This is a genomic window from Yoonia sp. GPGPB17 (assembly GCF_037892195.1).
In the GTDB taxonomy this organism is placed as follows: domain Bacteria; phylum Pseudomonadota; class Alphaproteobacteria; order Rhodobacterales; family Rhodobacteraceae; genus Yoonia.
The window spans coordinates 1590502-1611852 of sequence record NZ_JATACI010000002.1 but is presented as its reverse complement, the minus strand read 5'-3'; the positions used below and the strand labels follow the sequence as shown (position 1 = coordinate 1611852).

24 protein-coding genes and 1 pseudogene are annotated in these 21351 nt (G+C 56.7%); 5 read left to right on the top strand and 20 right to left on the bottom strand.

Annotated features, from left to right (window positions below; genetic code table 11):
* Positions 1-86 precede the first annotated feature (86 nt).
* The 3 genes from QTO30_RS08715 to QTO30_RS08705 all read left to right on the top strand — a co-directional run bounded on the left by QTO30_RS08715 (position 87) and on the right by QTO30_RS08705 (position 4779).
* Positions 87-1877, top strand: coding sequence for an ABC transporter transmembrane domain-containing protein (locus QTO30_RS08715; protein WP_340423787.1), 1791 nt, complete (start codon positions 87-89; stop codon positions 1875-1877).
* 112 nt (positions 1878-1989) lie between these two features.
* Positions 1990-3876, top strand: coding sequence for an acyl-CoA synthetase (locus QTO30_RS08710; protein ID WP_340423786.1), 1887 nt, complete (start codon positions 1990-1992; stop codon positions 3874-3876).
* Between the two features lie 30 nt (positions 3877-3906).
* Positions 3907-4779: an NAD(P)-dependent oxidoreductase gene (locus QTO30_RS08705; RefSeq protein WP_340423785.1), complete on the top strand. Its 873-nt coding sequence runs from the start codon at positions 3907-3909 to the stop codon at positions 4777-4779.
* 15 nt (positions 4780-4794) lie between these two features.
* On the opposite strand, the gene QTO30_RS08700 is transcribed toward QTO30_RS08705, so the two are convergent.
* The 10 genes from QTO30_RS08700 to QTO30_RS08655 all read right to left on the bottom strand — a co-directional run bounded on the left by QTO30_RS08700 (position 4795) and on the right by QTO30_RS08655 (position 11348).
* Positions 4795-5313, bottom strand: a complete 519-nt coding sequence (locus tag QTO30_RS08700; RefSeq protein ID WP_340423784.1) for a chemotaxis protein CheD — start codon at positions 5311-5313, stop codon at positions 4795-4797.
* Positions 5310-6293, bottom strand: a complete 984-nt coding sequence (locus QTO30_RS08695; protein ID WP_340423783.1) for a CheB methylesterase domain-containing protein — start codon at positions 6291-6293, stop codon at positions 5310-5312. The genes QTO30_RS08700 and QTO30_RS08695 overlap by 4 nt, the downstream gene beginning before the upstream one ends.
* Positions 6294-6496: 203 nt before the next feature.
* A complete protein-coding gene (locus tag QTO30_RS08690; protein ID WP_340423782.1) occupies positions 6497-6880 on the bottom strand; it encodes a hypothetical protein in 384 nt (127 codons plus the stop codon).
* A complete protein-coding gene (locus QTO30_RS08685; protein ID WP_340423781.1) occupies positions 6877-7263 on the bottom strand; it encodes a response regulator in 387 nt (128 codons plus the stop codon). The genes QTO30_RS08690 and QTO30_RS08685 overlap by 4 nt, the downstream gene beginning before the upstream one ends.
* Positions 7260-7559, bottom strand: a complete 300-nt coding sequence (locus QTO30_RS08680; RefSeq protein WP_340423780.1) for a CheR family methyltransferase — start codon at positions 7557-7559, stop codon at positions 7260-7262. Before QTO30_RS08680 ends, QTO30_RS08685 begins: the two co-directional genes overlap by 4 nt.
* Complete coding sequence (locus tag QTO30_RS08675) at positions 7552-8160, bottom strand: CheR family methyltransferase (protein WP_340423779.1); 609 nt, start codon at positions 8158-8160, stop codon at positions 7552-7554. The genes QTO30_RS08680 and QTO30_RS08675 overlap by 8 nt, the downstream gene beginning before the upstream one ends.
* Positions 8157-8624: a chemotaxis protein CheW gene (locus QTO30_RS08670; protein ID WP_340423778.1), complete on the bottom strand. Its 468-nt coding sequence runs from the start codon at positions 8622-8624 to the stop codon at positions 8157-8159. Before QTO30_RS08670 ends, QTO30_RS08675 begins: the two co-directional genes overlap by 4 nt.
* A complete protein-coding gene (locus QTO30_RS08665) occupies positions 8611-10692 on the bottom strand; it encodes a chemotaxis protein CheA (RefSeq protein ID WP_340423777.1) in 2082 nt (693 codons plus the stop codon). The genes QTO30_RS08670 and QTO30_RS08665 overlap by 14 nt, the downstream gene beginning before the upstream one ends.
* 3 nt (positions 10693-10695) lie before the next feature.
* Complete coding sequence (locus tag QTO30_RS08660; protein WP_340423776.1) at positions 10696-11064, bottom strand: response regulator; 369 nt, start codon at positions 11062-11064, stop codon at positions 10696-10698.
* Entirely contained in the window at positions 11061-11348 is a 288-nt protein-coding gene (locus QTO30_RS08655) for an STAS domain-containing protein (protein ID WP_340423775.1), read from the bottom strand. The genes QTO30_RS08660 and QTO30_RS08655 overlap by 4 nt, the downstream gene beginning before the upstream one ends.
* A gap of 235 nt (positions 11349-11583) precedes the next feature.
* Here QTO30_RS08655 and QTO30_RS08650 point away from each other — a divergent pair, with 235 nt between their 5' ends.
* Both QTO30_RS08650 and QTO30_RS08645 read left to right on the top strand, forming a co-directional pair.
* Positions 11584-13560, top strand: coding sequence for a YjbH domain-containing protein (locus QTO30_RS08650; protein ID WP_340423774.1), 1977 nt, complete (start codon positions 11584-11586; stop codon positions 13558-13560).
* Positions 13557-14219, top strand: a complete 663-nt coding sequence (locus tag QTO30_RS08645) for a YjbF family lipoprotein (protein WP_340423773.1) — start codon at positions 13557-13559, stop codon at positions 14217-14219. The genes QTO30_RS08650 and QTO30_RS08645 overlap by 4 nt, the downstream gene beginning before the upstream one ends.
* Positions 14220-14367: 148 nt before the next feature.
* Here the strand turns inward: QTO30_RS08645 and gspD are convergent, their stop codons facing one another.
* From gspD to QTO30_RS08595, 10 genes and pseudogenes are all read right to left on the bottom strand, one after another.
* On the bottom strand, positions 14368-16707 hold the full coding sequence (gene gspD, locus QTO30_RS08640; RefSeq protein ID WP_340423772.1) for a type II secretion system secretin GspD: 2340 nt from the start codon (positions 16705-16707) through the stop codon (positions 14368-14370).
* 85 nt (positions 16708-16792) lie between these two features.
* Positions 16793-17431, bottom strand: a complete 639-nt coding sequence (locus QTO30_RS08635; RefSeq protein WP_340423771.1) for a prepilin peptidase — start codon at positions 17429-17431, stop codon at positions 16793-16795.
* On the bottom strand, positions 17428-18261 hold the full coding sequence (locus QTO30_RS08630) for a hypothetical protein (RefSeq protein WP_340423770.1): 834 nt from the start codon (positions 18259-18261) through the stop codon (positions 17428-17430). Before QTO30_RS08630 ends, QTO30_RS08635 begins: the two co-directional genes overlap by 4 nt.
* Entirely contained in the window at positions 18258-18650 is a 393-nt protein-coding gene (locus QTO30_RS08625) for a hypothetical protein (RefSeq protein ID WP_340423769.1), read from the bottom strand. Before QTO30_RS08625 ends, QTO30_RS08630 begins: the two co-directional genes overlap by 4 nt.
* Positions 18651-18713: 63 nt before the next feature.
* Positions 18714-18923, bottom strand: a complete 210-nt coding sequence (locus QTO30_RS08620) for a hypothetical protein (RefSeq protein ID WP_340423768.1) — start codon at positions 18921-18923, stop codon at positions 18714-18716.
* On the bottom strand, positions 18920-19312 hold the full coding sequence (locus tag QTO30_RS08615; RefSeq protein WP_340423767.1) for a PulJ/GspJ family protein: 393 nt from the start codon (positions 19310-19312) through the stop codon (positions 18920-18922). The genes QTO30_RS08620 and QTO30_RS08615 overlap by 4 nt, the downstream gene beginning before the upstream one ends.
* Positions 19309-19731, bottom strand: coding sequence for a pilus assembly FimT family protein (locus QTO30_RS08610; protein ID WP_340423766.1), 423 nt, complete (start codon positions 19729-19731; stop codon positions 19309-19311). The genes QTO30_RS08615 and QTO30_RS08610 overlap by 4 nt, the downstream gene beginning before the upstream one ends.
* The gene (gspG, locus tag QTO30_RS08605; RefSeq protein WP_340425902.1) at positions 19709-20044 is read right to left on the bottom strand and encodes a type II secretion system major pseudopilin GspG; all 336 of its coding nucleotides are present in this window, start codon (positions 20042-20044) and stop codon (positions 19709-19711) included. The genes QTO30_RS08610 and gspG overlap by 23 nt, the downstream gene beginning before the upstream one ends.
* Positions 20036-20098 (bottom strand): annotated as a pseudogene (locus QTO30_RS08600) (prepilin-type N-terminal cleavage/methylation domain-containing protein); the annotation flags it as partial. The pseudogene QTO30_RS08600 and the gene gspG, both read right to left, overlap by 9 nt.
* 17 nt (positions 20099-20115) lie before the next feature.
* Positions 20116-21351 carry a type II secretion system F family protein gene (locus QTO30_RS08595; RefSeq protein WP_340423765.1) on the bottom strand — a complete coding sequence of 412 codons (1236 nt, stop codon included), beginning with the start codon at positions 21349-21351 and terminating at the stop codon, positions 20116-20118.

Genomic DNA, 21351 nt, shown 5'->3' with positions numbered 1-21351 from the left:
AACCAAAATACCCCTGATGCGTTTGGTCGCCTTGTGAAACGCTCAGTTCAGTTTTATGTCCTGCTGACAGTTGCTAAGGACCACTGATGGCCGAGATCCAGAAAACAAAGCCCGAAGACAGACCTGTTGGCAAACGTGTGACCGCGTTACGGGCGTTGTGGCCGTTTATGAAACCCTATCGCTTCAACATGATCGGCGCGAGTTTCGCATTGGTGTTTACCGCGATGGTGTCGCTGAGCTTGCCGATTGCGGCCGGGCAGGTCGTTGATACCTTTGGTTTGGCGGGTGGGGAAATTGGTCAGCATTTCATCACGATGCTTGCGATTGCGGTGCTGCTCGCCTTTGGGACGGCGCTGCGATACTATCTTGTGACCCGTCTGGGCGAACGCGTTGTGGCCGATATTCGCAAGGCCGTGTTCAACCGCATGATCAGTATGAGCCCGGCGTTCTATGAAAAGATCATGACCGGCGAAGTTTTGAGCCGAATCACCACCGATACAACGCTGATCCTGTCTGTGATTGGGAGCTCCGTCTCAATTGCTTTGCGCAACATCCTGATCTTTGTTGGTGGTGTCATTTTGATGCTTCTGACCTCGGTTAAGATGAGCATCATGGTGCTGTGGCCGATCCCGGTTGTGCTGTTCCCGATCCTGTTTCTGGGCCGCCGTGTGCGCAGCCTGTCCAAAGAAAACCAGGACCTGATCGCGGAAAGCAGCGGGGACGCGTCCGAGCAGTTGTTATCTGCTCAAACGGTGCAAGCTTTCACGCATGAAGAACTGAGCCGCGCAAAGTTTGATGAAGTGACCGAGCAAAGCTATCGCTCGGCCCGCCGCCGGATCATGACGCGGGCGGCATTGACGGCCATTGTGATTTTCATGGTGTTTGCCGCCATCGTCCTGTTCTTGCAAATGGGGTCACAGGATGTCGTCGCGGGTGAGATTACAGAAGGCGGCCTTGTGCAATTCATGATTTATACCATCATGGTCGGTGGCGCTGTTGCCGCACTGTCGGAAGTATGGGGTGAATTGCAGCGCGCAGCCGGGGCAACAGAGCGTCTGGTTGAACTTCTGACCGCAGAAGACACGGTGCAGGACCCCTCCCAGCCGAACGTATTGCCGACGCCTGTCAAAGGCGCACTAAGCTTTGACCACGTGCAGTTTCATTACCCTTCACGCCCGCAGGTTTCGGCGTTGGATGGGATTGATCTTGAGATTACACCGGGCGAAACCGTCGCTCTTGTCGGTCCTTCTGGGGCGGGCAAAAGCACGATTATCCAGTTGGTACAGCGCTTTTATGATCCGCAGGATGGCGCGGTACGCATTGACGGCATAGACCTGCGCGACCTGGACCGCGCTGATTTCCGCAAGCACATCGCCCTTGTCCCCCAAGATCCTGTGATCTTTGCAGATACCGCGCGTGAGAATATTCGCTTTGGCTTACCCACGGCCACTGATGCCGAGGTTGAAGAAGCGGCAAGGGCCGCCGCGGCATACGATTTCCTGATCGCACTACCCGATGGTTTTGACAGCTATGTCGGGGAACGTGGCGTGATGTTGTCCGGTGGTCAAAAACAACGGATCGCAATTGCGCGCGCCATTTTGCGCGATGCACCGATCCTGCTGCTGGATGAGGCGACAAGCGCGCTGGATGCCGAAAGCGAGTACGCCGTGCAGCGTGCGGTCGAAGAACTGGCGCGCACACGCACCACACTGATCGTTGCGCACCGTCTGGCCACCGTCAAAAAGGCCGATAGGATAGTGGTTCTGGAGGATGGCCAGATCGCCGCGCAAGGCACGCATGACGCCCTTGTGGCGCAGGGCGGTCTTTACGCGCGGCTTGCCCGATTGCAGTTTACCGAAGGTGTCGCAGCGGAATAGCATCGCTTTTTCGTAGCGTCAGGCTTGTGGTTGTGGCCATTATTGCCCACCCTGCGATGTCAGGGAGGCCACACTCGACTGTGTGGTGACAAAAAACACGGGAGGAGACGGCATGGCTTTTGCAAGTGTCGCAGATCGAGACGCCATCGAAAATGAAAAGCCGTGGGCAGAGCGCAATACGCCAACCACGACCTACGAACTGCTCAGTCAAACGGCGTCCAAGCACGGGCCGCGCAAGGCGGTCAGTTTCAGCCTGCTCTCTGATCCGAATGCCAAATGTGAAACGCTTAGTTGGGATGAGTTGCGCGACAAGACCGGGCAGGCGGCGAATATGTTCCGCACCCTTGGCGTTGGCGAAAAGGACGTTGTCGCCTATCTGATGCCCAATGCCACCGAAACGGTTCTGACATATCTGGGTGGACAGGTGGCGGGGATTGTGAACCCCATTAACCCGCTGCTGGATGCCGAACAGATCGCCGCGATCCTGCGTGAGACGAACGCCAAAGTTCTGGTCACACTGAAGGCCTTTCCAAAAACAGATGTTGCCCAAAAGGCGGCCGAGGCCGTGCGTTTGGCACCAAACGTCACCCATGTGCTTGAGGTCGACTTGCACCGTTATCTGACGGGCCTCAAACGTCTGATCGTGCCCCTGATCCGGCCCAAGAACCCGGTGGCGCACAAGGCAACTGTGCTTGATTTCAACGCTGAGATGAACAAGCAACCCAAGGCGCTGAGCTTTGAAGACAGTAAAGTGGACCGTGTTGCGGCTTACTTTCATACCGGCGGCACCACAGGGATGCCGAAAGTGGTGCAACACCGCTATTCCGGCATCGTGTACAATGCGTGGCTGGGGGACCGGCTGCTCTTTACCGAAGAAGACGTGCAAATCTGCCCACTGCCATTGTTCCATGTTTTTGCGACCATCGTGTCGCTGGGTGCATCGCTGGGGTCGGGCGCGCAAATTGTCCTACCCACCCCGCAGGGATATCGCGGCGAAGGCGTTTTCGACAATTTCTGGAAGCTGATCGAAAAGCACAAAGTCACTTTCATGATCACGGTGCCAACGGCCATGTCGGCCCTGATGCAGCGCAAAGTGGATGCTGATATCTCGACCTTGCGTTTGGCGTTCTGCGGCTCTGCGCCTTTGCCGCTTGAGCTTTATCGACGCTTCGAAGAGGCCGCAGGTGTCACTATCTGCGAAGGCTATGGCCTGACCGAGGCGACCTGCCTTGTATCTATCAATCCGCCCTTGGGGGAAAAACGCGTCGGATCCATCGGGCTGCCTTTCCCTTACACGGACGTCAAAATCGTCAATGCGGCCGATGGTGAAATCATGGATGCCGATGAAATCGGCGAAATCTGCGTATCAAACCCTGGCGTCTTTGACGGTCAGACTTATACCGAGGCCGACAAGAACAAGGACCTGTTCTATCCCGGTGAACGGTCGCAACAGCAGTATCTGCGCACGGGCGATCTGGGGCGCGTTGATCCTGACGGCTATCTTTGGATCACGGGGCGTGCCAAGGATTTGATTATCCGTGGTGGCCACAACATCGACCCTGCCGAAATCGAAGAGGCGCTGGCCGGGCATGAGGCGGTGGCCTTTGCAGGCGCGATTGGCCAGCCCGATCAACACGCTGGCGAAGTACCCTGTGTCTATGTTGAACTGGTGGACGGTGCTGAGGTCGCCCATGAAGACCTGATGGCCTATGCCAAAGAGCATATTCACGAACGGGCGGCGCACCCTAAACATCTGGAAGTACTGGATGAGCTACCAAAGACAGCCGTTGGCAAGATCTTCAAACCCGATCTCCGAAAGCTTGCGATCACCCGCATCTACAATGCCGCATTGGCGGATACCGCAGCCGAAGTGCACGACGTGAGTGAAGACAAAAAGCGCGGGCTGGTGGCGCAGATTAGCAAGACCGGCGATACCTCTGATGACGACATCGGCAAGGCATTGAACGCTTACACTATCCCATGGGAAATGGCAGACTAAGTCCAAGCAAATCAATAAGGGACAGCTGCGATGACAAAACTAGCGTTTTTGGGCCTTGGGGTCATGGGGTATCCGATGGCGGGGCATCTGCAAGGGGCAGGCCATGACGTCACTGTTTACAATCGGACGACAGCAAAGGCCGAAAAATGGGTCAGTCAGCATGGTGGTGCGTCCGGCTCATCGCCCAGACTGGCGGCGGAAGGTGCAGAAATGGTCATGGCCTGCGTCGGCAATGACGACGACCTGCGCTCGGTTTGTTTGGGCGATGATGGGGCCTTTGCGGCGATGCCTGCGGGGTCCATCTTTGTTGACCATACCACTGTTTCGGCAGCGGTAACGCGCGAACTGCATGATATTGCTGAGGAAAAAGGGATCGCATTCGTTGACGCGCCAGTATCCGGTGGGCAGGCAGGGGCTGAAAACGGTGCGCTTTCTGTCATGTGCGGCGGGGCCGCAGAAAGCTATGCCAAAGCAGAGGCCGTGATCGCGGCCTATGCGAAACTCTGCCGCCGGATCGGTGAAAGCGGCGCAGGACAAATGACCAAGATGTGCAACCAGATTGCCATAGCCGGGCTGGTGCAAGGCCTGTCGGAGGCATTGCACTTCGCGCAGAAAGCGGGGCTTGATGGCGAGGCTGTGGTCGAAGTGATCAGCCAAGGTGCGGCAGGTAGCTGGCAAATGTCGAACCGCTACCAAACCATGTTGGCAGATCAGTGGGAACATGGGTTTGCGGTTGATTGGATGCGCAAAGACCTTGGCATATGCCTTGATACGGCAGACGAAAACGGCGCCAGTTTGCCGGTGACGGCCTTGGTGGACCAGTTCTACAAGGACGTGCAGAAATTGGGCGGCGGACGCTGGGATACCTCGTCACTGCTCAAGCGTTTGCAGGCGATCGGTTGATCCCGCATCCACAAGCTAGAACAGGGTGATGTCAGGCGGCGGCGGCACCTTTTTGGTTGGGATGATCTCTGGCCCGTCACCGGAAATCTGAAGTTGTCTTGCAGCACCGGTTGTGGGCGTGAATTGGACCCGGCGGGCTTGCTCGCCACCAAGGCTTTGCGAGATGCAAGGAATGCCTTCCTGTTTGAGGAATTCTTCCGCAAAGTTGGCGTTTGATGGGCCGATGTCGCGTGCATGGGTTGTCATGCGGGCGCCTCCGAACAGCTTTGCCCGCAGTTTGTGCCGCTCAGCTCCGGCGCGTAGAAGGCGATTGATCAACAACTCCATCGCATTGACCCCGTAACGCAGATCACGGCCGCGCTGCCCTCCTGTCCCGGCCAGAAGGAAATGATTCATTCCCCCAACACCAGCGTCCGGGTCATAAAGGCAGACTGCCACGCAAGAGCCCAAAACGGTGGACATGATCACATCCGGGTTGGTGGAAACCGCAAAGTCACCCTGAACAATTGTGATGACTGTTTCCCTGCTACTCATACGCGTTGTTTCACCTTGCAGGACTTGAGCAGGGCTGGGCCTATCTCTTGAATTGGGAGTTGTGCGCCAACGCCACCCATTTCCATCGCGACGCGCGGCATGCCATACACCACGCTCGTCTGTCGATCCTGACCGATGGTATGGGCGCCTGCATGCCGCAATTTTGTGAGCCCCGCTGCCCCGTCTTTTCCCATCCCGGTGAGCAGCGCAGCGCTGACTTTCGGTGCCTGCGGGATCGCGGAGTTAAACAACGCGTCCACCGAAGGTCGATGGCCGGAGATGGGTGCATTCTTTCGCAAAGCCAGATGGCGTTGCCGCCCCGCCGCAACAACAAGATGGGCTTGATCATCCGGGGCCAGATACATGTGCCCCGGCGACAAGGCCATATTATCTGCAGCTGCGATCACGTTGGCGGGTGATGCTGCATTCAACAACCTGATCAGGCTCGCCGCGAAACTTCCGCCCGTATGCTGCACGATCAAAACGGGTGGACAACGATGGTCAAAGCACTGCGTAACCATCAAAAGCGCATCTATTCCACCGGTAGATGCACCAAGCAAGATCAAGCGATTGTGGTCATAGTTTTCAGCAACTGTTGGGGATTTACCCGCAGGGTGTGTTTGATTTTGTGCAGGTTGTGAGAGCCTGGCTGTGCGTCTGATTGCATCTTCAAGGTCAAGTTCCGGAACCATCCGGATGCCCGGAAACAACGGATGGGCGCGGGGCGTCTGTTTACCCGTGGTCAGCACGATGCAGATGATGTTCATGATGCCAAACAACGATGCCAGAAGTTCGAATTCGGCCTGTTCGGCCAATTCCTGGGAAATTACAACACAGCTTGGCTCTGCGTGTTCGGCCAAGTTATAGGCATCAGTCAGTGTGGAGGATTCAATGATGTCGACATCACTGATCAGCGCCATGACCTGATATTTTATCCTTGCCAACCGCAGCAAGGACTGATGTGCGATAAGGTACTTCATGTATTGTCCATTGCCTGCGCTTTGCCAGAGCCTTCATGGCGCCAAGCATATGTTTTAAACCCTGCAAAAGGCCTAACGTCATCTGCACTTTGGTTTTGAACAAGCTGAAGATCGTTTTGCACACGGAAATGCGGTCTTTTTATCTGCCGCGCGGCGTTCGGATTAAACGCCAAAGCGCGATCAGTGCAGAAGTCAGCTGTCTGTCAAAAGAGTTCAATTTCCTTGTCTGAGACCCGATGCTGATATGCGCTGTCGGTATCACCAACGCCGCAAATCATGTCGCGCAACTCTTGCAGTTTCATCGGGCCAAGAATGCCGTCCTGATCGACAGTCATACTCTCAGGCAATGCGTCAGCCAGCCGATCCAAAAGTGAAGACAGATCATCGGCCATCTGTTTGAGAAGATCCATCGCCTGAAGGCTTTCCATCGCTTCATTGGTCTGAGGCTTGCTAGTGGCGCCGTCCAGCAACTGATGCTCAAGGTCCAACACGGCATGCCCCATCCGTGTCACACAACGCCCCGTTTGGCGCAGTGACCGGGCCAACCCCAACTGTTTTTGCGTGATGTCGTTTTGTGTGTCACTCACAATCGACCTACGACGCTTTCTATACACTTCCTCATACTGTCTGTCGTGAAGGGCTTTTTGATAATGTTGTTAAGACCCAACGCTTTGCCCTTACTTACCAGATCAGGTGTTGGGTTCCCTGTTACAAGTATGAAGCCAATGCGGGCGGTCGTCTTGTTCTGTCGTAAGGCTTGGAGCAGTTGCAAGCCGTCCATGCCCGGCATGTTGTAGTCTGACAAAACCAGATGCACCGGATCGTTCACCAGTTTTGAATAGGCTGCGCGCCCATCATTTTCGGCCTGATTTTTCCAGATACCCATTTCCTCGATGGCCTGTACCAATAGGCCACGGCTGACACCCATGTCGTCCACGATCATTACCCGCAGGGAGTCTCTTAAGCTCAATTTTCGTCTCCTTTATCGCGGTGCTTATTCTGCGTTTGTTTCTGGTATGTGGTAATGCCGACACTTCTGAATGCAGCCTCTGCCGGACCGCTCAGCCGTTCGGAGTGACCAATCATCAAATGTGCGCCATCGCCAAGCGCCTTTGCAAATCGTTGCCACAAGCGTGCTTGGGTTGTTTTGTCAAAGTAAATGGCGGCGTTTCGGCAAAAGATAACGTCAAAGCGGCGCTGCATCGGCCAGTCGGCAATGAGGTTCAGCTCTCCAAATGAAATCATCGATCTCAGCGCGTCATCCATCCTGATAACTTCTTTTTTTGGTGCTCGCTCCCCTCGCTAGACAGCGGCGCCACACCTCGGGAATTGCGGTGATCTGATCGACCGGATACCGCCCTTTCCGTGCTGTTTCGACCACTTTTGGGTCAATGTCTGTGGCGAGGATTTTCACATCGAGTTTCTGCAGCTCGGGTGCTGCTTCCAGCAATGTAGCTGCGATTGAATAGGCTTCCTGTCCGGTTGAACATGCCGCTGACCACAATCGTACTGGCGCACCACCCCTGGCCTTTGCCGCCAGCTTTGGGGCAACAGTGTCTTTGAGATAGGTAAAGTGATGCACTTCACGAAAGAAATGGGTCACATTCGTCGTAAGTGCGGAAAGGAGGTGCGTCTGTTCTGCGTCGCCTTCGACGCGATTGAGAAGGCCACAATACGCCTCAAAACTATCGAGATTGAGGGCGCGCAATCGCTTGGCAAGTCGCGAATGGACGAGCGCTTTCTTTGAGGGCTGCAAAAAAAGCCCATAGCGTTCATTTGCCAACGCCGAAATCATGCGAAAGTCGCGTTCCGAGAATGTGAACTCTTTTCGCGCATCTGACGGTGCATGCTGTGCCTCTTGTATCATGCGGCCGTGGCCACTGTTGATTGCAAAAGCGCGTCAAGGTTGATGATCTTGATCATATTGTCCCCAACTGGGATAATGCCTTCCACCGCGCGTGTTGCGGCGTCTTCCTCTGTCTTGGGTGTTTCACGGACCATATCTGTTTGGACGCCCAAAATCTCTGACACAGACTCTACCAAAAGCCCGACAATGCGTTCTTCAATTGCGGTGATAATGATAACGTGACGTTCGGTGGGCGCGATGGCACTAAAGCCCAGCTTGGCTGCGAGATCGAGAATTGGAATGACGGCACCGCGTAAATTGATCACCCCCAACACATAGGGGGGTGAATGGGGCAACAAGGTCACGGGCGACCATCGGCGGATCTCGCGAATTTGTGTGATCTCAATGCAGAAGCTCTGTCCGCCCGCGACGAGTGTCACAAATTCCATCTGTTTTTCGCCCTTTGGATCATCATGTTGCAGCATGCGACATCTCCTTGCGCGCTTTTATCTGCGCATTCCGTTCAGTGCTCTGGACTGCCGCGATTGCATCTGGATCTATTATGAGAGCAATCTTGCCGTCCCCTAGGATGGTGGCGCCGGAGATGCCTGAAATCTGACCGTAACTGCCCTGCATGCTTTTTACGACAACCTGGCGTTGGTCTACGATATCATCTACCGCTAAAGCACATTGGCTCACCGATTCAGTTTGCAAGAGTAGTAGAACCCTATCGGTCAGTGTGTGTGAGCTGGGTGCGATGCCCAAACGGCTGGCCAAATCAATGATCGGGACATAGTCGCCACGAATGCGCAACAGGTGGTTGCTGAGCCCGATCTCGGCCAGATCGGCGGGCGAAGGTCGGATCGACTCCAGAATGCTGGCGATTGGCACGACCATGGTTTGTCCACCGATATGGATGATCATGCCGTCCATAACAGCCAGAGTCAGTGGCAGGGTGATTGAAAACGTCGTGCCTTGTCCTGCGACGCTGCTGATTGCGATGCGACCCCCAAGGGCGGTGATGGCGGTTTTGACAACGTCCATGCCAACGCCCCGACCAGACAGATTGGTCACGACGGATGCCGTCGAAAAACCAGGCGCAAAGAGCAGGTGGTCGATCTCTTGTTCGCTGAGCGTTGCATCGGCAGCGATCAGCCCTTTACTCACCGCAATTTCTTTGATGCGCTTACGGTTCAGGCCTGCGCCATCATCAATGATTTCGATCACAATACTGCCTGAACGCTGACTTGCTGTCAGCCGCAGGGTTCCGGTTGGTGGTTTGTCAGTTGCGGCCCGATCTTCGGGGCTTTCAATGCCATGATCTACAGCATTCCGGATCATATGCGTTAGTGGATCAGCAAGGCGTTCAACGACAATTTTGTCGACTTCAGTCGCCTCACCTTCTGTGATCAGGTTGATATCTTTGCCTGTGGCGTCCGCTGCCTCGCGACCGATGCGCAGCATGCGTTGGAATAGCGGTTTGACCGGTTGCGCGCGGATGGCCATCACGCCTTCCTGGATTTCGCGCGCCAGCAATTTGTAGTCGTCCAGATCGCCATGAAGTTCAGCACTGTTTGGCAGTGCAGCTTCATCAATGCGCTGGGAAATCACGGATTGGTTGATAATCAACTCGCCCACGGCGTTAATCAACCGGTCCACCCGCTCAGGATCGACCCGCAAGGTGCTGGCGGCCCTTTTGATGGGTTTTTCAGTTTTTGTCGGGGTGTCTGGCGATACCCCGAGTTCCGGTGTCGGGTCATCAGCGGGTTCTAACGTGACAGGGGGCACCACATCAGGTAGCGCACTCTCTTCATCAGGTATCGCGCCCTCGACGTCTTCTTCCGAGATTTGAAGGTCACACAGGTCTTCTGCAAATTGAAAGACATCCCTGATTGCCAGATCGTTTTGCTGATCAGCAATAATCACCTGCCAAGTCAGATATCCGTCATTCCAGGTGAAGGCGTCGAATTCCGCGGGCAAATCGGCGCTAGTCACACTGGTTTCGCATGGTCCAAGTGCCTGAAGTGCCGCAATGAGGAGTGCAGGATCATTGCCCGTTGCGTAGAATTCTTGTCCGGGGCGGAAGCGCACGACAAAACGCGCAGCATTTCCGGTATCATCGAAAGACAAGCTCAGCGCTTCAAAAACAAACTCTTCTTCTACGGCGGCTTCTGAGCCCAGGAATGATTGCAACTCCTCAATGACGGGATCAACCTGGTCCCGGTCTGCTGGATTACTGTCGCGAGCTGCATCAACCAGATTGGCCAGGATATCGCCAGCGCGTTGGAGCACGCGCAAAAGCTCGTCATCTGTTTCCAATTTGTCGCTGCGCACGTCATCCAGTACGGTTTCAAAGGTATGCGCAAAACCTACAAGATCATCGAGCGAGAATGCACCAGCGGCACCTTTGATGGAATGCACAGCGCGGAACACGGCATTGACGGTCTCACTATCTGCGCGACCTTCGCGCATGTCTTCCAAACCGTCAGACAACGCGACTAACAGATCTTCGCATTCCTCAAAGAACGCATCAAGAATGGCTGTGTCCGTCATTCATTAGGTTCCTGTAAGACGGCGAATAACCGATACCAAGGCTTCGTCATCGAATGGTTTGACGATCCAGCCCGTTGCACCTGCTTTGCGCGCCCGCTCTTTCAGGGAGGTTCCGCTTTCGGTTGTCAGGACAAGGACAGGTACAGCGCGGTTCACATTGCCTTGGCGAATGTCGTCAATGACGCCAAAGCCATCTTTGTTGGGCATGTTGACATCTGTAATGACGAGATCGGCGGCTGCATCTTGAAACTTTTCCAGCCCATCCACCCCATCCACAGCAGTGGTTACTGCAAATCCGGCCCTTTCTAGCGTTGCGGTCAGCAATGTCCTGATGGTGCGCGAGTCGTCTATGGCAAGGATATGAGCGCTCATGCGGTCACCCGATCTGACCCTATCAAATCGGAAAGGCCCAGAAGCGCGACACCTTGCGCAAAACCTTCAGATGGGTCGGAGAACGTGAACTGCCGCTCATGCCGGTGCCAACTGCGCTGCGCGACGGCCAGCATCTGGGCCGTCAGCCCATTCAGGCGTTCGACCGCGCTGCATCCAATGTCTACATTCTGGTTTGTCGCACTCACAAGGAATGCATGCAGATGTTCGCAATCCTCAATTTTCATGATTGGCTGTAGTTCAAAACGTGCAGTGTCGTCGCTCATTCTTCGCTCACTCTCATTGTCAGACGAAACGCCATCATGCGGCCTGTCTGGTGGTATGAACCGCGCCACTTAATTTCAGGTAAATCACAGCCGATTTTTTTGAGTGAACAGAAGGCGGGTCTCGTCAATCTCCCCGCATACCGAAATCCGCGTAATTGTCTCGACAACGGCCCGACACCTTCGATAGGTTAGCCAAGAATTAAGGACCAGTTGCCCAACGGGTGGAAAGTACCACATGAAAAGAACTGCCCAGGGGATCGCCTACACTGCGTTGCTGACATCTAGCCTGGCATCGGGGCTGGCGGCCGAAGGGATTGGTGGCTTGTCGCAGGCCGTTGATACGCCCCGCGCCACAAGCGGTGTGGCAGACGACCTGACCATCATTTTTGACTATCGCAAGGATTATCGTGCGCTGTCATTTGGTTTCCAGCCCAGCGACCGTTTCGAGATCGGGATCAGTTTTCCAACGTATGATGAAGGCACGGGCAGTTCGAGTGGCAATGAGCTGAGCTTCGGTCTGCGTTTTCTGGACGAAAGTGCATATTTTCCGGCCCTTACTGTCGGTATTGTTGGTTTGGGCAGCGATGATCGTGGCGCGGGTGAGTATATTCTGGCGAGCAAATCCATCGGTCCGGTGCTGGTTTCCGGTGGTTTGGGATGGGGGCGATATGCCGACCAGACCGTCGTGGACCGTGGCGCAGATGGCGGCGTCTTTCGCACGGATCATCTGTTTGAAGGCGATACGGAATCATTCGCAAATATCGTTTGGGATACGGGCATCAATGGTCTGATCGCCTCTGCGGAATATAGTGGCGTGGCGGGTCCCGATGCTGACGATACTTTGGCAGCAAGCTTGTCATACGAGTTGATCGAAGGGCTGCGGGTAACGGGATTGGTTAACAATCAGGGCAATGCGGGTCTCCGGCTGGAATTCGCGGCTAATCCAAGACAACCCTTCGTGCAAACCAACATCGGACGGGGGCCGCATCCTTATGTTGAAAACAGACCCCTCCGGGCAGGGCAGGCACAACCGAACGAAGCACAAGTATTTGCGATCCTTACAGAGCGCCTTGAGAAAGAAAATATCGATATCACGCGCTTTAGCATGCGGGGCGATACGATTGATGTGACGGCGTCGTCAAACACCGATGTGGTTTTTGCCCGGATCGTTGGACGGGTGTCGCGTGTCTTGTCCGCGATCGCCCCACCAAACATCACAACATTCCGTGTGACGCAGAACACAGGTGCGTTTGACAGCAACGTCGTGGTTCTGGACAGGGCAGGTTTGGATCGCGCGGTTGGCAAACCCAACGCGGCAGAGCTGGCATGGGGCGCAACGTCATTCGCACCCAGCCCGCTGGCTCGGCTTACTGCACTGGGCGAGCGTGAATTTGAGCCGCGGTTCACCTATGGGTTCACGCCGACATTCAAGGCTGATTTTATCACATCTGACACGCTAGAGCTGACAGGTACGCTGAACGCAAACGCGCGCTATACGTTTTCGCCGCAAACCTTTGTGGCTGGGACCGTTGGATATCGCTTCCTTAACCAGTGGGATCAGCAAGATCCACCGGCAGAGCCAGGCATCCGGTCGGATTTCACATCCTATGAACCCGACATCGCGTTCCTGCAGTCACTGAGCGTGCGGCACCGGTTCCGGGTCGCACCAGAGGTTTATGGCCGGGTCTCAGCGGGATTGTTCGAGCGGGCCTATGGCGGCGTCAGTGGTGAAATGATCTGGCGCGACCCCGAACAGAACTTTGCACTGGGACTAGAGGCCACATACGTTCAAAAGCGCGCCTATGAGGGGTGGTTCGGGTTTGAGGATGCGGACGCAACAACCCTCATTGGCAGCGTCTATGCCAATGTTGGCACCAACGGCAACTTCGTGATTGTCGATGCAGGTCAACACCTTGCCGATGATTTTGCCGTTGGGCTGACGGTTGGCCGCAACTACCGCAATGGCTGGCGGATTGCAGCATCAACGGGTTGGAGCGAAGAACGCGATAGTGCGCTCAAATTCGGGGCGGAGATTTCAATTCCGCTGTCGTGGACATCGGCTGAAGGTGGCACTGGGACAACCAATCTGTCAATCGGTGGCCAATCAGGTGATTTTGGATCGCGCGTCAGCGGAACGGGCACGCTCTACGACGAGCTGCGCACCTCGGACAAACGACGCATCGAAGATGGCTTTGGGGAGTTTTGGAATTGATCAAAGGTATCCTCTCTGTCAGCGCGATTATGGCCCTTTCGGGTTGTCTGGGCACGCTCGGGCAAATGCGCGACGCGATCCTGAACCCCGACCCAGAGGTCGAGATGACGATCCCGCAGGTGAACCGGGCCGCGATTGAGCAGGCTGATCTTGCCGCCGTCCTGATGCTAAGCCCAACTGTGGGTGTCGCGACTGTTGGCATTGCGATCCAGATGCGAGAGGGGCGGATCAACTATAGCTCAAACGAAAACCGTGGCGTCACCCTTGAGGGTGGATTGGTCTATGCGACCCTTGGCCTTGGGACAAATCTGCAAGCGGTGACCGCACAGGACAACGATCCTCTGGTGACAGAAGCGCGGGCAGGCAGTTGGCCTGCGGAAGTGACGCGAACCTATCATCTGTCGCGGCGAGGGACCGCGTTTGAGCAGGTCACAATGACCTGCGGCAACCAGGTCGGCCGTAATCTGGTGATTGATGTGGCCAGCGCCAATCGCAACGTGGTGGAAGTGATCGAAACCTGCAAGACAGATGCAGGTGATACTGTGAACAATATACACTATCTGGACGCGGGCACCGGACGCATCTGGCGGACCAGCCAATGGACGGGCCCGGTGCAAGGCAACATTCAGGTTGATGTGATTGATCAGTTTGACCCGTAAAGGCTGGACGTTGACCTGATGGGGGCTGCACCGCGCGTGCCGTAAAGATAACAACTGCGGCTTTGGTCATGCACGGCGCGATCGAGATAGTCCGTTCGCGCAGTTAAAAAGGGCGGCACGGTACGCGCGCCGCCCCAAGGGCAGGGGTTTAGCCGCCTTTGCTAAAGCAATCCGAGCGGATGACGACACATAGCTGTGATGCGCGGCTGCGATCCATCGGTCCGACGGCAAGGCTGACGGTTCCGTTCTCGCGGGCAAAGCGTGGTTGCAACCCCGACAGATCAGATCCGTTTGTGGCCAGAAGGCCAGACCAATGGGCGCGCGCAGCCTCTTCGGTGCCAAAGGCGCCAAAGTAGGTGAAATGCGTGCCCGCTGCGGCCTGCTGCGGCGTTGCGACCGCCGTTTGGACCGCTGCCAGCACATCGCTTTGGATGGTGGCGTTACGCGACTGCACAGCCCGGCGCGATGCAATATCGGCAGAGTTCGCCGTCTGCATCGATGGTGTGTTGATCGTATTGCTGAGGGTCGCATCATCCATGCGGATGCTCGTCATACGTTCCCGCAGGTTCCGGGTGATCCGGCGCGTATCGACGTTGCTGTTGACGATACGCGGCGTAATCAGAACCAGCAGTTCTGTCTGGCTGTCTGTGCGGGATTGACGCCCGAACAAGCCACCCCAGATCGGTTGACGGGCCAGACCGGGCAAACCTGCGGTGCCTCTTGTGCTGCGCTGTTCGAAAAGCCCGCCCAATGCAATGGTTTCGCCGCTATCGACTGCAATTGCACTGGAAATGGTCCGCTGCGAGATGATCGGGTTCCCTGTGGAGCCATCGGTTTCACCGATAGTGCTGACTTCTTGCTGGATGTCCAGCACGACCGAGCCGGAAGAGTTGATACGCGGGGTCACTTCGAAGATCACACCCGTGTCGCGGAACTCTACAGTTGAAACGAAGACATCAGGGTTTTCGTTGGCATCCTGTGCGGTTTGCACCGAAATCGGAACCTGATCACCAACAACCAATCGAGCAGATCTGTTGTTGAGAATCATGAGGTTGGGGGAGGAGACAACATTGACGTTGGTCACATCCTCAAGCGCGTCGACGATGACCTCTGGCGTGGCCCCGCCAAAGACAGCGCTGAAGCCTGGCACGTCTGGTGCAATCTCAAGACCAGTGGTAGAGCGGGTCAAAGACGCCGTATCGCCGCCGTTCTCGAAGAAATACTGCACTCCATAGCGCAGCTCATCATTCAGGGAGACCTCGACGATGGTGGCCTCGACCAGCACCTGACGGGGTGGCACGTCCAACCTGTGCAACATGCCCAAAACGCGCTGATATTCATCGTTTGTGGCATGGATGAGCAGGGTATTTGTCGCCTCACTTGCGACAATGCGGGTCGCATTCTGATCACCGGTGAAGCTGGCGTTCACAAGCTCTGCGCTCTCGTTATCGGCCGTTTCGACCTGAACGCCAAGGATTTGTGCCAAAGTTGGCGCAATATCAGAGGCGCGGGCGTACTTCATGTCGTAGGAGTATACCTGTGCGTCATTTTGCCCTTCCTGCGTCAGGCGTCGTATCCATGTGGATACGTTTTGCAAGGCGCTTGGGGTCTTGGCCACCGCAAGGATGGAGTTGTTTTCCGGGATTACCTCGAAGACCACGATGGGTTCAAAGTTGGAGTCCGTTTCGACAACCAATTCCAGCCCATTCACAATCGACTGAGCGGAACGGCCACGGATCGGGAAGACCCCGACAGAGCGATTGGCCAACCAGTCGACATCAAAGCTGGTAACAGTTTCCTGCCATGCGCGCTGATCAGCAGATGTACCGGCAAGCACGATGATGTTGCGCTGGGCATCCACACCTACGATGTTCCCACCTGCAAAGGGTTGCAGAATGGTCGCCATTTCCTGCGCACCGATGTGGCGGAGTGGGATGACGCGCAAAGAATAACCAATTGGAACGTCTCGTGTAACGGAAGCACCGATGCTCAGCTCGCCCGACAGCGGTACGATGGCAAATGTATCGCCACGGCGCACCAAGGCTGCATTGTTTTGCTTCAGTGCCAGTTCAAAGACCTCAATCGCGGTGGTGCGACTGATTGGCTGGGTTGAGCGGATGTTGACGGTGCCCTGTACGGCGGGGTCAAGTACGTAGTTTTCCCGTAGCAACTCGCCAAGGATCGCGGCGGCGGCTTCGGCGATCGAGACATCAACAAGATTGAGTGAGACAGTACGCTCGCCTGAGCTATTCACAAAATCGCTGTCACGGAAGAGCGACTGGCGTCCGGGGTAGATCGTGCCATTGCCAGCTTCGACCACCTGTCCGCTGACAATCCGCCCTTCAGAGCGCGCAGCCGTGCGTCCGTCACCACCACCAAGGATGGTACTGGCGCGCCAGCTTTCGAGGGTATTTCGGTCACGGTCGGCAAGATCTGCACAGCCAGATAGGATCGCGGCAGACGCCACGCAAAGCATGAAGTTTTTCATTTTGTTTGCCTCAATAGTGTGCGCTCAGATCTTCGCCCAATGCGCGTTCTTGCGTATCGCTAGCACAAGGTCGTCGCGTAAGGGCCTAAAATAAAAGGAAAATGAAATAAGCCAACGAAAGGTGTGCTCCAAATGCAACGCCGTATCGTTGCCGTCCGCCCCGAAATCTGGCGATTGCGGCCCCTAGTAATCCGGTAACTGCCGCTAGGGTTAGGATGTAGAGAATCACCGGCACACCAGATAATGTGCCCAGCCCCGCCGTCAGCCAGATGTCGCCTGTCCCCAAAGCTTCGACACCGCGGATCAGCCGAAAATACAGCTGCAGGGCGAGGAGCGTGCCCGCTCCGACGGCCAGTCCGACAATGGCCACACTCAGGTGATCCTCAACTGCTGCCGCCAAGAGCCCCAAACCCAAAAGCGGTAAGGTCCATTCAAAGGGCAGCCACCGCCATGCCAAATCTATGCCCGCCAGTAGTGTGAGCAATATGAGAGCTGCTGCCGTAACCGCCGCTTTTGGCCCAAGCGCCGTCGCACAGACGAGCGTAGCGACCACAGCCCCTGATCCCAAACCAATTGCGACAGGTTTTTGCCAACGCTTGATGCCCCGAGGCGATAGGTGCTGCCGCAACCCGGCGCGAACAGCCAGCATCAAAGGGCCCGTAACGACGGCGAACCCGACAACCGCGACGGCAGCTAAGGACAGCAATGTCGCACCAGTGATCACCGAACGACGCTCATTGACAGGATATCGTATCGCATCAGACCGCCGCGAAATGATAGCCCACGTGACACGACCTGCGCGCGCAGCAATGCGCTGCCGCCGGTATTCAGTTCCGCCTCAGCTTCGATTGTATAGACGGGGCCGGGTTGTTCCACCAACCAGACAGCCGCACTGCCAAGGATTGGCATGGGCCGACCTGTTTCGCGCCGCGCTATGATGTCTTCCACGTCGCTTGCTCCAATACCCGGAATTGCGGTCAGGACCGGGCCGGGCGCGGTGCGGGGGTTCACAGTGGCACGAAAGTTCAGTGTCGTCAGATAGCGCCCGGCGGTCAGCGCTGTCTGATTGCTGAGCCCCGCATCCGTTAGCGCAGTATAGACGGAACGGACCTCACCCCCAGGTGCGCGCAGCAGGTCCGGTAATGTGTCAGCAAGGTTGATTGCATCAAAAGCGTCCAGCGCTTCGGCTTCGTTGATGGCAATCAGGGCAGGAGCCAGAATACGCGGTGGCATTTGCAGCACGTCCAGTTTGCCCGCCTCATCGTAAATCCGGTAGGTTACAGTTCCTTCGGCCATTTGCACTGTTGCCGGGGTGCCATCACGCAGGGTCGTGACCTGATCGCGACTTACGCGCCCCAGATCGGCCATCGCAATGTTCAACCCGCTGCGCGCCAGCGCCTGCGCGCGAACGGCTGTCACCTCAGCGCGCACGCTCAGCGCCTCTTGCCGGGTGGTGGCCATGAACGCCGATATGGCCAGCAACAACCCCAATCCGATCCACAAAACCGTGATCAGGATATAGCCCCGGCTGTATGTTGATCTTCGCAGGCTCATCGCAAATCACAGGTCTCGTCATCAACGCCGGGTAGGCCCAAACGGGCCAGACAGGATGCACTGCGGGTGGGATGGATCGGTGCAGTGATCACCCGCTGAGTACCGACCTCGATCCCAATCGCAAGCGGTAGACCATCCTCGCCCGCCCCAGTTTCGTAGCGCCAAACGCCACGTCCACCTGGCCCGCTGGGAATGAGGTATATCAGGCGCATCGGTAAACTGGTTGTCACGACCTCTGTTTCCAATGCACTGGTCGAGCTGACCCGCGCATCGCGCAGTCCAGGGTGTTGCGCGGCGATCAGAACAAAGCGATCTGTCCCGCGCGTCATCACCCGCAGTTCACCAACGTATGGACCTGCGGCGCTTAGCACCGCGTGTTTGTGCGACAACCATCCGTGCGGTCGATGCCGTGCCTATCAGGCTATTGAGGCTGTCCTCCGGGCCTTGCGCGGTCACACCGCCGCTGCCCAATTGCCAAGCGCCCGTCGTGCGGCGAGCCAATCTACGGCGCTGGTTTGCGTTGCAGCGGCACGCCGTTCTGCGGCGGCATTCAAGCCCCAGGTTGCGCTGGTCAGCAAGGCAATGGTCATTGCAGCCACGGTCAAGGCGACCAAAGCTTCGGCAAGCACAAAGCCGGTTGATGTACCTCTGCGTCGTGTCATAGCGGGGTCTGAGCATAGCGGATGGCACGCAGGACCACCGGGGCGGACACGCCCGTCGGGTCCATGACCGAGACGGAAACGAAAGTCAGTTCATTGTCATAGACCATGCCAAGCTGCATATCTGCAGCCTGCACATTTGATATGACCAACTGCCATGTGAGCCCGTCGGACTGACCGTTCCGATTGCCTGGGCGTAGGGGAACATCCACACCCACCTGATCCATGACAGTGGTTGCCACGAGTACCATCCGTGCCTGATCATCCGCGCGGCGCTCAAGCAGGGTCCCGGTTGACAAGGCGCTGTAAAACCCATTGATCACCACCGCCGCGATCGCCAGTGCCACCAGCGTTTCGATCAGCGTAAAGCCTTTGGCCCGGCGGCGCTTCATCTGATATCCACCCGTCCGGTCAGCCAATCCAGCGTCACCGTGCCGCTCTCATCGTCCTTCGTGATTGTTATGCTCAGGCCATCCGAAGCACCTATCGGCTGCAAAACAAGCCGTGCGTCGTCGGGGGTAAGTGTCACGCCGCGTGCCACCTGATGGTGTTGCCCGCCGGCATCGATGCGGCCTTCGCTGCCCGAGACGACAATCTGTACAGGCCGTCCCAGCTCGAGTGCCCGCATACGTGCCTGTTGCAGAAACAGGCTGATGTCCGCCGTCTCGCGCGCGACGACGCGGCGGTCGGTGCTGCCCAAGGTCAGCGTTGCGATGCTGCCGATCAGCACGATGATCGCAACAGCGACCAGCACCTCGACCGTAGCCAGCCCGCGGGCGTGGTGGCGTTTACCGGCCGATATCGGCATCATTGCCCGTTCCGCCCGCCTGCCCATCAGCACCCAGCGAGATGATACGCACTTGGCCGTTCTCAACAGCATACAGGAAAGGGCGGCTCCACCCGTCCATCGGCAAGGTGCCGTCGCGCAGATAAGGACCGTTCCAACCGGGGACTGCGTTGGCGTTGGTAACCAGCGCTTGCAGCCCTTCACCTTCTGATGGGATGCGGCCTGTGTCGATTGTAAAGATGTCGATTGCGGTGCGGATTTGTCCAATCTGTGCCTCGGTCGTATTGACCCGGGACGACTGCAACTGACGCATCGCTGCTGGCCCTACCAGGCCCACGATCAGACCAATGATGGCCACGGCGACCAGCATTTCGATCAATGAAAAACCGCCGCTTGCGGACCGTCGCCCTAGAAGGCGATCGCGTTGACAGAAACAATGGCTGAGAAAAGCGCATAAAGGCTGACCCCTACTAGAAGACCTACGAAGATAATCAACGCTGGCTGGAAAAGTGCAAGAAAACGTTCAAGATCGCGATCGGCGGCATCGCGCATTTCATCGGCGGCGCGGCCGATCATATCGGCCAGATCGCCGGTTTCCTCACCGATGCGGACCATTTCGATGGCGCCCGCTGACATGAAATCGGCACTGCGCAGTGCTCGTGACAAAGGCTGCCCCGTTTCAATGTCGCCGGTCACCTGTGCCAGGGCTGTTTTGATCCGCCCCTGCGGTGTGGATGACACGATGACCTGCAATGCGTCACTCAGCGTGACCTCCCTGCGCAAAAGCGCGCCAAGGCTGTGCAAGACGATCATCACTTGATTGCGCCAGATTACCTGATTGATGACCGGCAGGCGCGCTGCGATCCGTGCCATCAGCGGTACCGCCTTGCCCTGCCGGTGGAGCCACCACAATGCAATGGTCACCACAATCAACCCGGTCAGGATCACCGGCCATACTGCCGATAAACTGGCGGAGATGCCAAAGATCGCCCGCCCCAACACCGGCACCATCTCCATACGGCCCTCAACCAGCGGGCGGAATTGGGGGATCACGGCGATCATGATCAACCCGATTGAGATCAGCGCCACCAGTAGCAAAAGCCCAGGATAGAGCAGACCAACACCAATGCGCCTGACCAACATCAAACGTTGTTGCAAAATATCTGCTGCTGTACGGAGCGCCTGAGGCAGGTCGCCTGATACCTCGGCACCGCGCACCAAAGCCAGCGTTGCTGCATCTTTGATGCCCAGATGGGTGACAAGCCCATCGACAAGACCACCACCCTCGCGAATATGAACCCGTAACTTTGAGGCGGCCACAGGCAGCACGCCATCCTTACCTTCAGCGATGATCGACAACGCACGATCCAGCGTGATCTGGCTGCCGGTCAGCTTTGCAAGCCGGGCGATCAGATCAGCTTGTTGGCGCTGTGTCAGTTTACGCAGGTTTGTCACTGCTTTGGCTGTGTTGGCAGGCGTTTTTTGGGCCGCCTTGATGTCAATTGGATAGAGCCCCTCAAGGCGCAGCTTTTGGGTGGCATGCGCACTGTCGCGCGCGCTCACACGCCCTTTTTTGCGGTCTCCGCCTGCGGTGCGGGCGGTGTAGTCAAAGGACCGTTCGGTGCGCAATGCTGGCTCTGCCAT

Coding starts and splice junctions, on each gene's coding strand:
- QTO30_RS08695 (WP_340423783.1), bottom strand. CDS start 6,293: ATGAAGTACCTTATCGCACATCAGTCCTTGCTGCGGTTGGCAAGGATA.
- QTO30_RS08670 (WP_340423778.1), bottom strand. CDS start 8,624: ATGCTGCAACATGATGATCCAAAGGGCGAAAAACAGATGGAATTTGTG.
- QTO30_RS08680 (WP_340423780.1), bottom strand. CDS start 7,559: ATGGATGACGCGCTGAGATCGATGATTTCATTTGGAGAGCTGAACCTC.
- QTO30_RS08675 (WP_340423779.1), bottom strand. CDS start 8,160: ATGATACAAGAGGCACAGCATGCACCGTCAGATGCGCGAAAAGAGTTC.
- QTO30_RS08630 (WP_340423770.1), bottom strand. CDS start 18,261: ATGAGCCTGCGAAGATCAACATACAGCCGGGGCTATATCCTGATCACG.
- QTO30_RS08610 (WP_340423766.1), bottom strand. CDS start 19,731: ATGATGCCGATATCGGCCGGTAAACGCCACCACGCCCGCGGGCTGGCT.
- QTO30_RS08620 (WP_340423768.1), bottom strand. CDS start 18,923: ATGACACGACGCAGAGGTACATCAACCGGCTTTGTGCTTGCCGAAGCT.
- QTO30_RS08655 (WP_340423775.1), bottom strand. CDS start 11,348: ATGAGCGACGACACTGCACGTTTTGAACTACAGCCAATCATGAAAATT.
- QTO30_RS08660 (WP_340423776.1), bottom strand. CDS start 11,064: ATGAGCGCTCATATCCTTGCCATAGACGACTCGCGCACCATCAGGACA.
- QTO30_RS08665 (WP_340423777.1), bottom strand. CDS start 10,692: ATGACGGACACAGCCATTCTTGATGCGTTCTTTGAGGAATGCGAAGAT.
- gspD (WP_340423772.1), bottom strand. CDS start 16,707: ATGAAAAACTTCATGCTTTGCGTGGCGTCTGCCGCGATCCTATCTGGC.
- QTO30_RS08710 (WP_340423786.1), top strand. CDS start 1,990: ATGGCTTTTGCAAGTGTCGCAGATCGAGACGCCATCGAAAATGAAAAG.
- QTO30_RS08615 (WP_340423767.1), bottom strand. CDS start 19,312: ATGAAGCGCCGCCGGGCCAAAGGCTTTACGCTGATCGAAACGCTGGTG.
- QTO30_RS08715 (WP_340423787.1), top strand. CDS start 87: ATGGCCGAGATCCAGAAAACAAAGCCCGAAGACAGACCTGTTGGCAAA.
- QTO30_RS08595 (WP_340423765.1), bottom strand. CDS start 21,351: ATGGCAGAGCCAGCATTGCGCACCGAACGGTCCTTTGACTACACCGCC.
- QTO30_RS08705 (WP_340423785.1), top strand. CDS start 3,907: ATGACAAAACTAGCGTTTTTGGGCCTTGGGGTCATGGGGTATCCGATG.
- QTO30_RS08650 (WP_340423774.1), top strand. CDS start 11,584: ATGAAAAGAACTGCCCAGGGGATCGCCTACACTGCGTTGCTGACATCT.
- QTO30_RS08700 (WP_340423784.1), bottom strand. CDS start 5,313: ATGAGTAGCAGGGAAACAGTCATCACAATTGTTCAGGGTGACTTTGCG.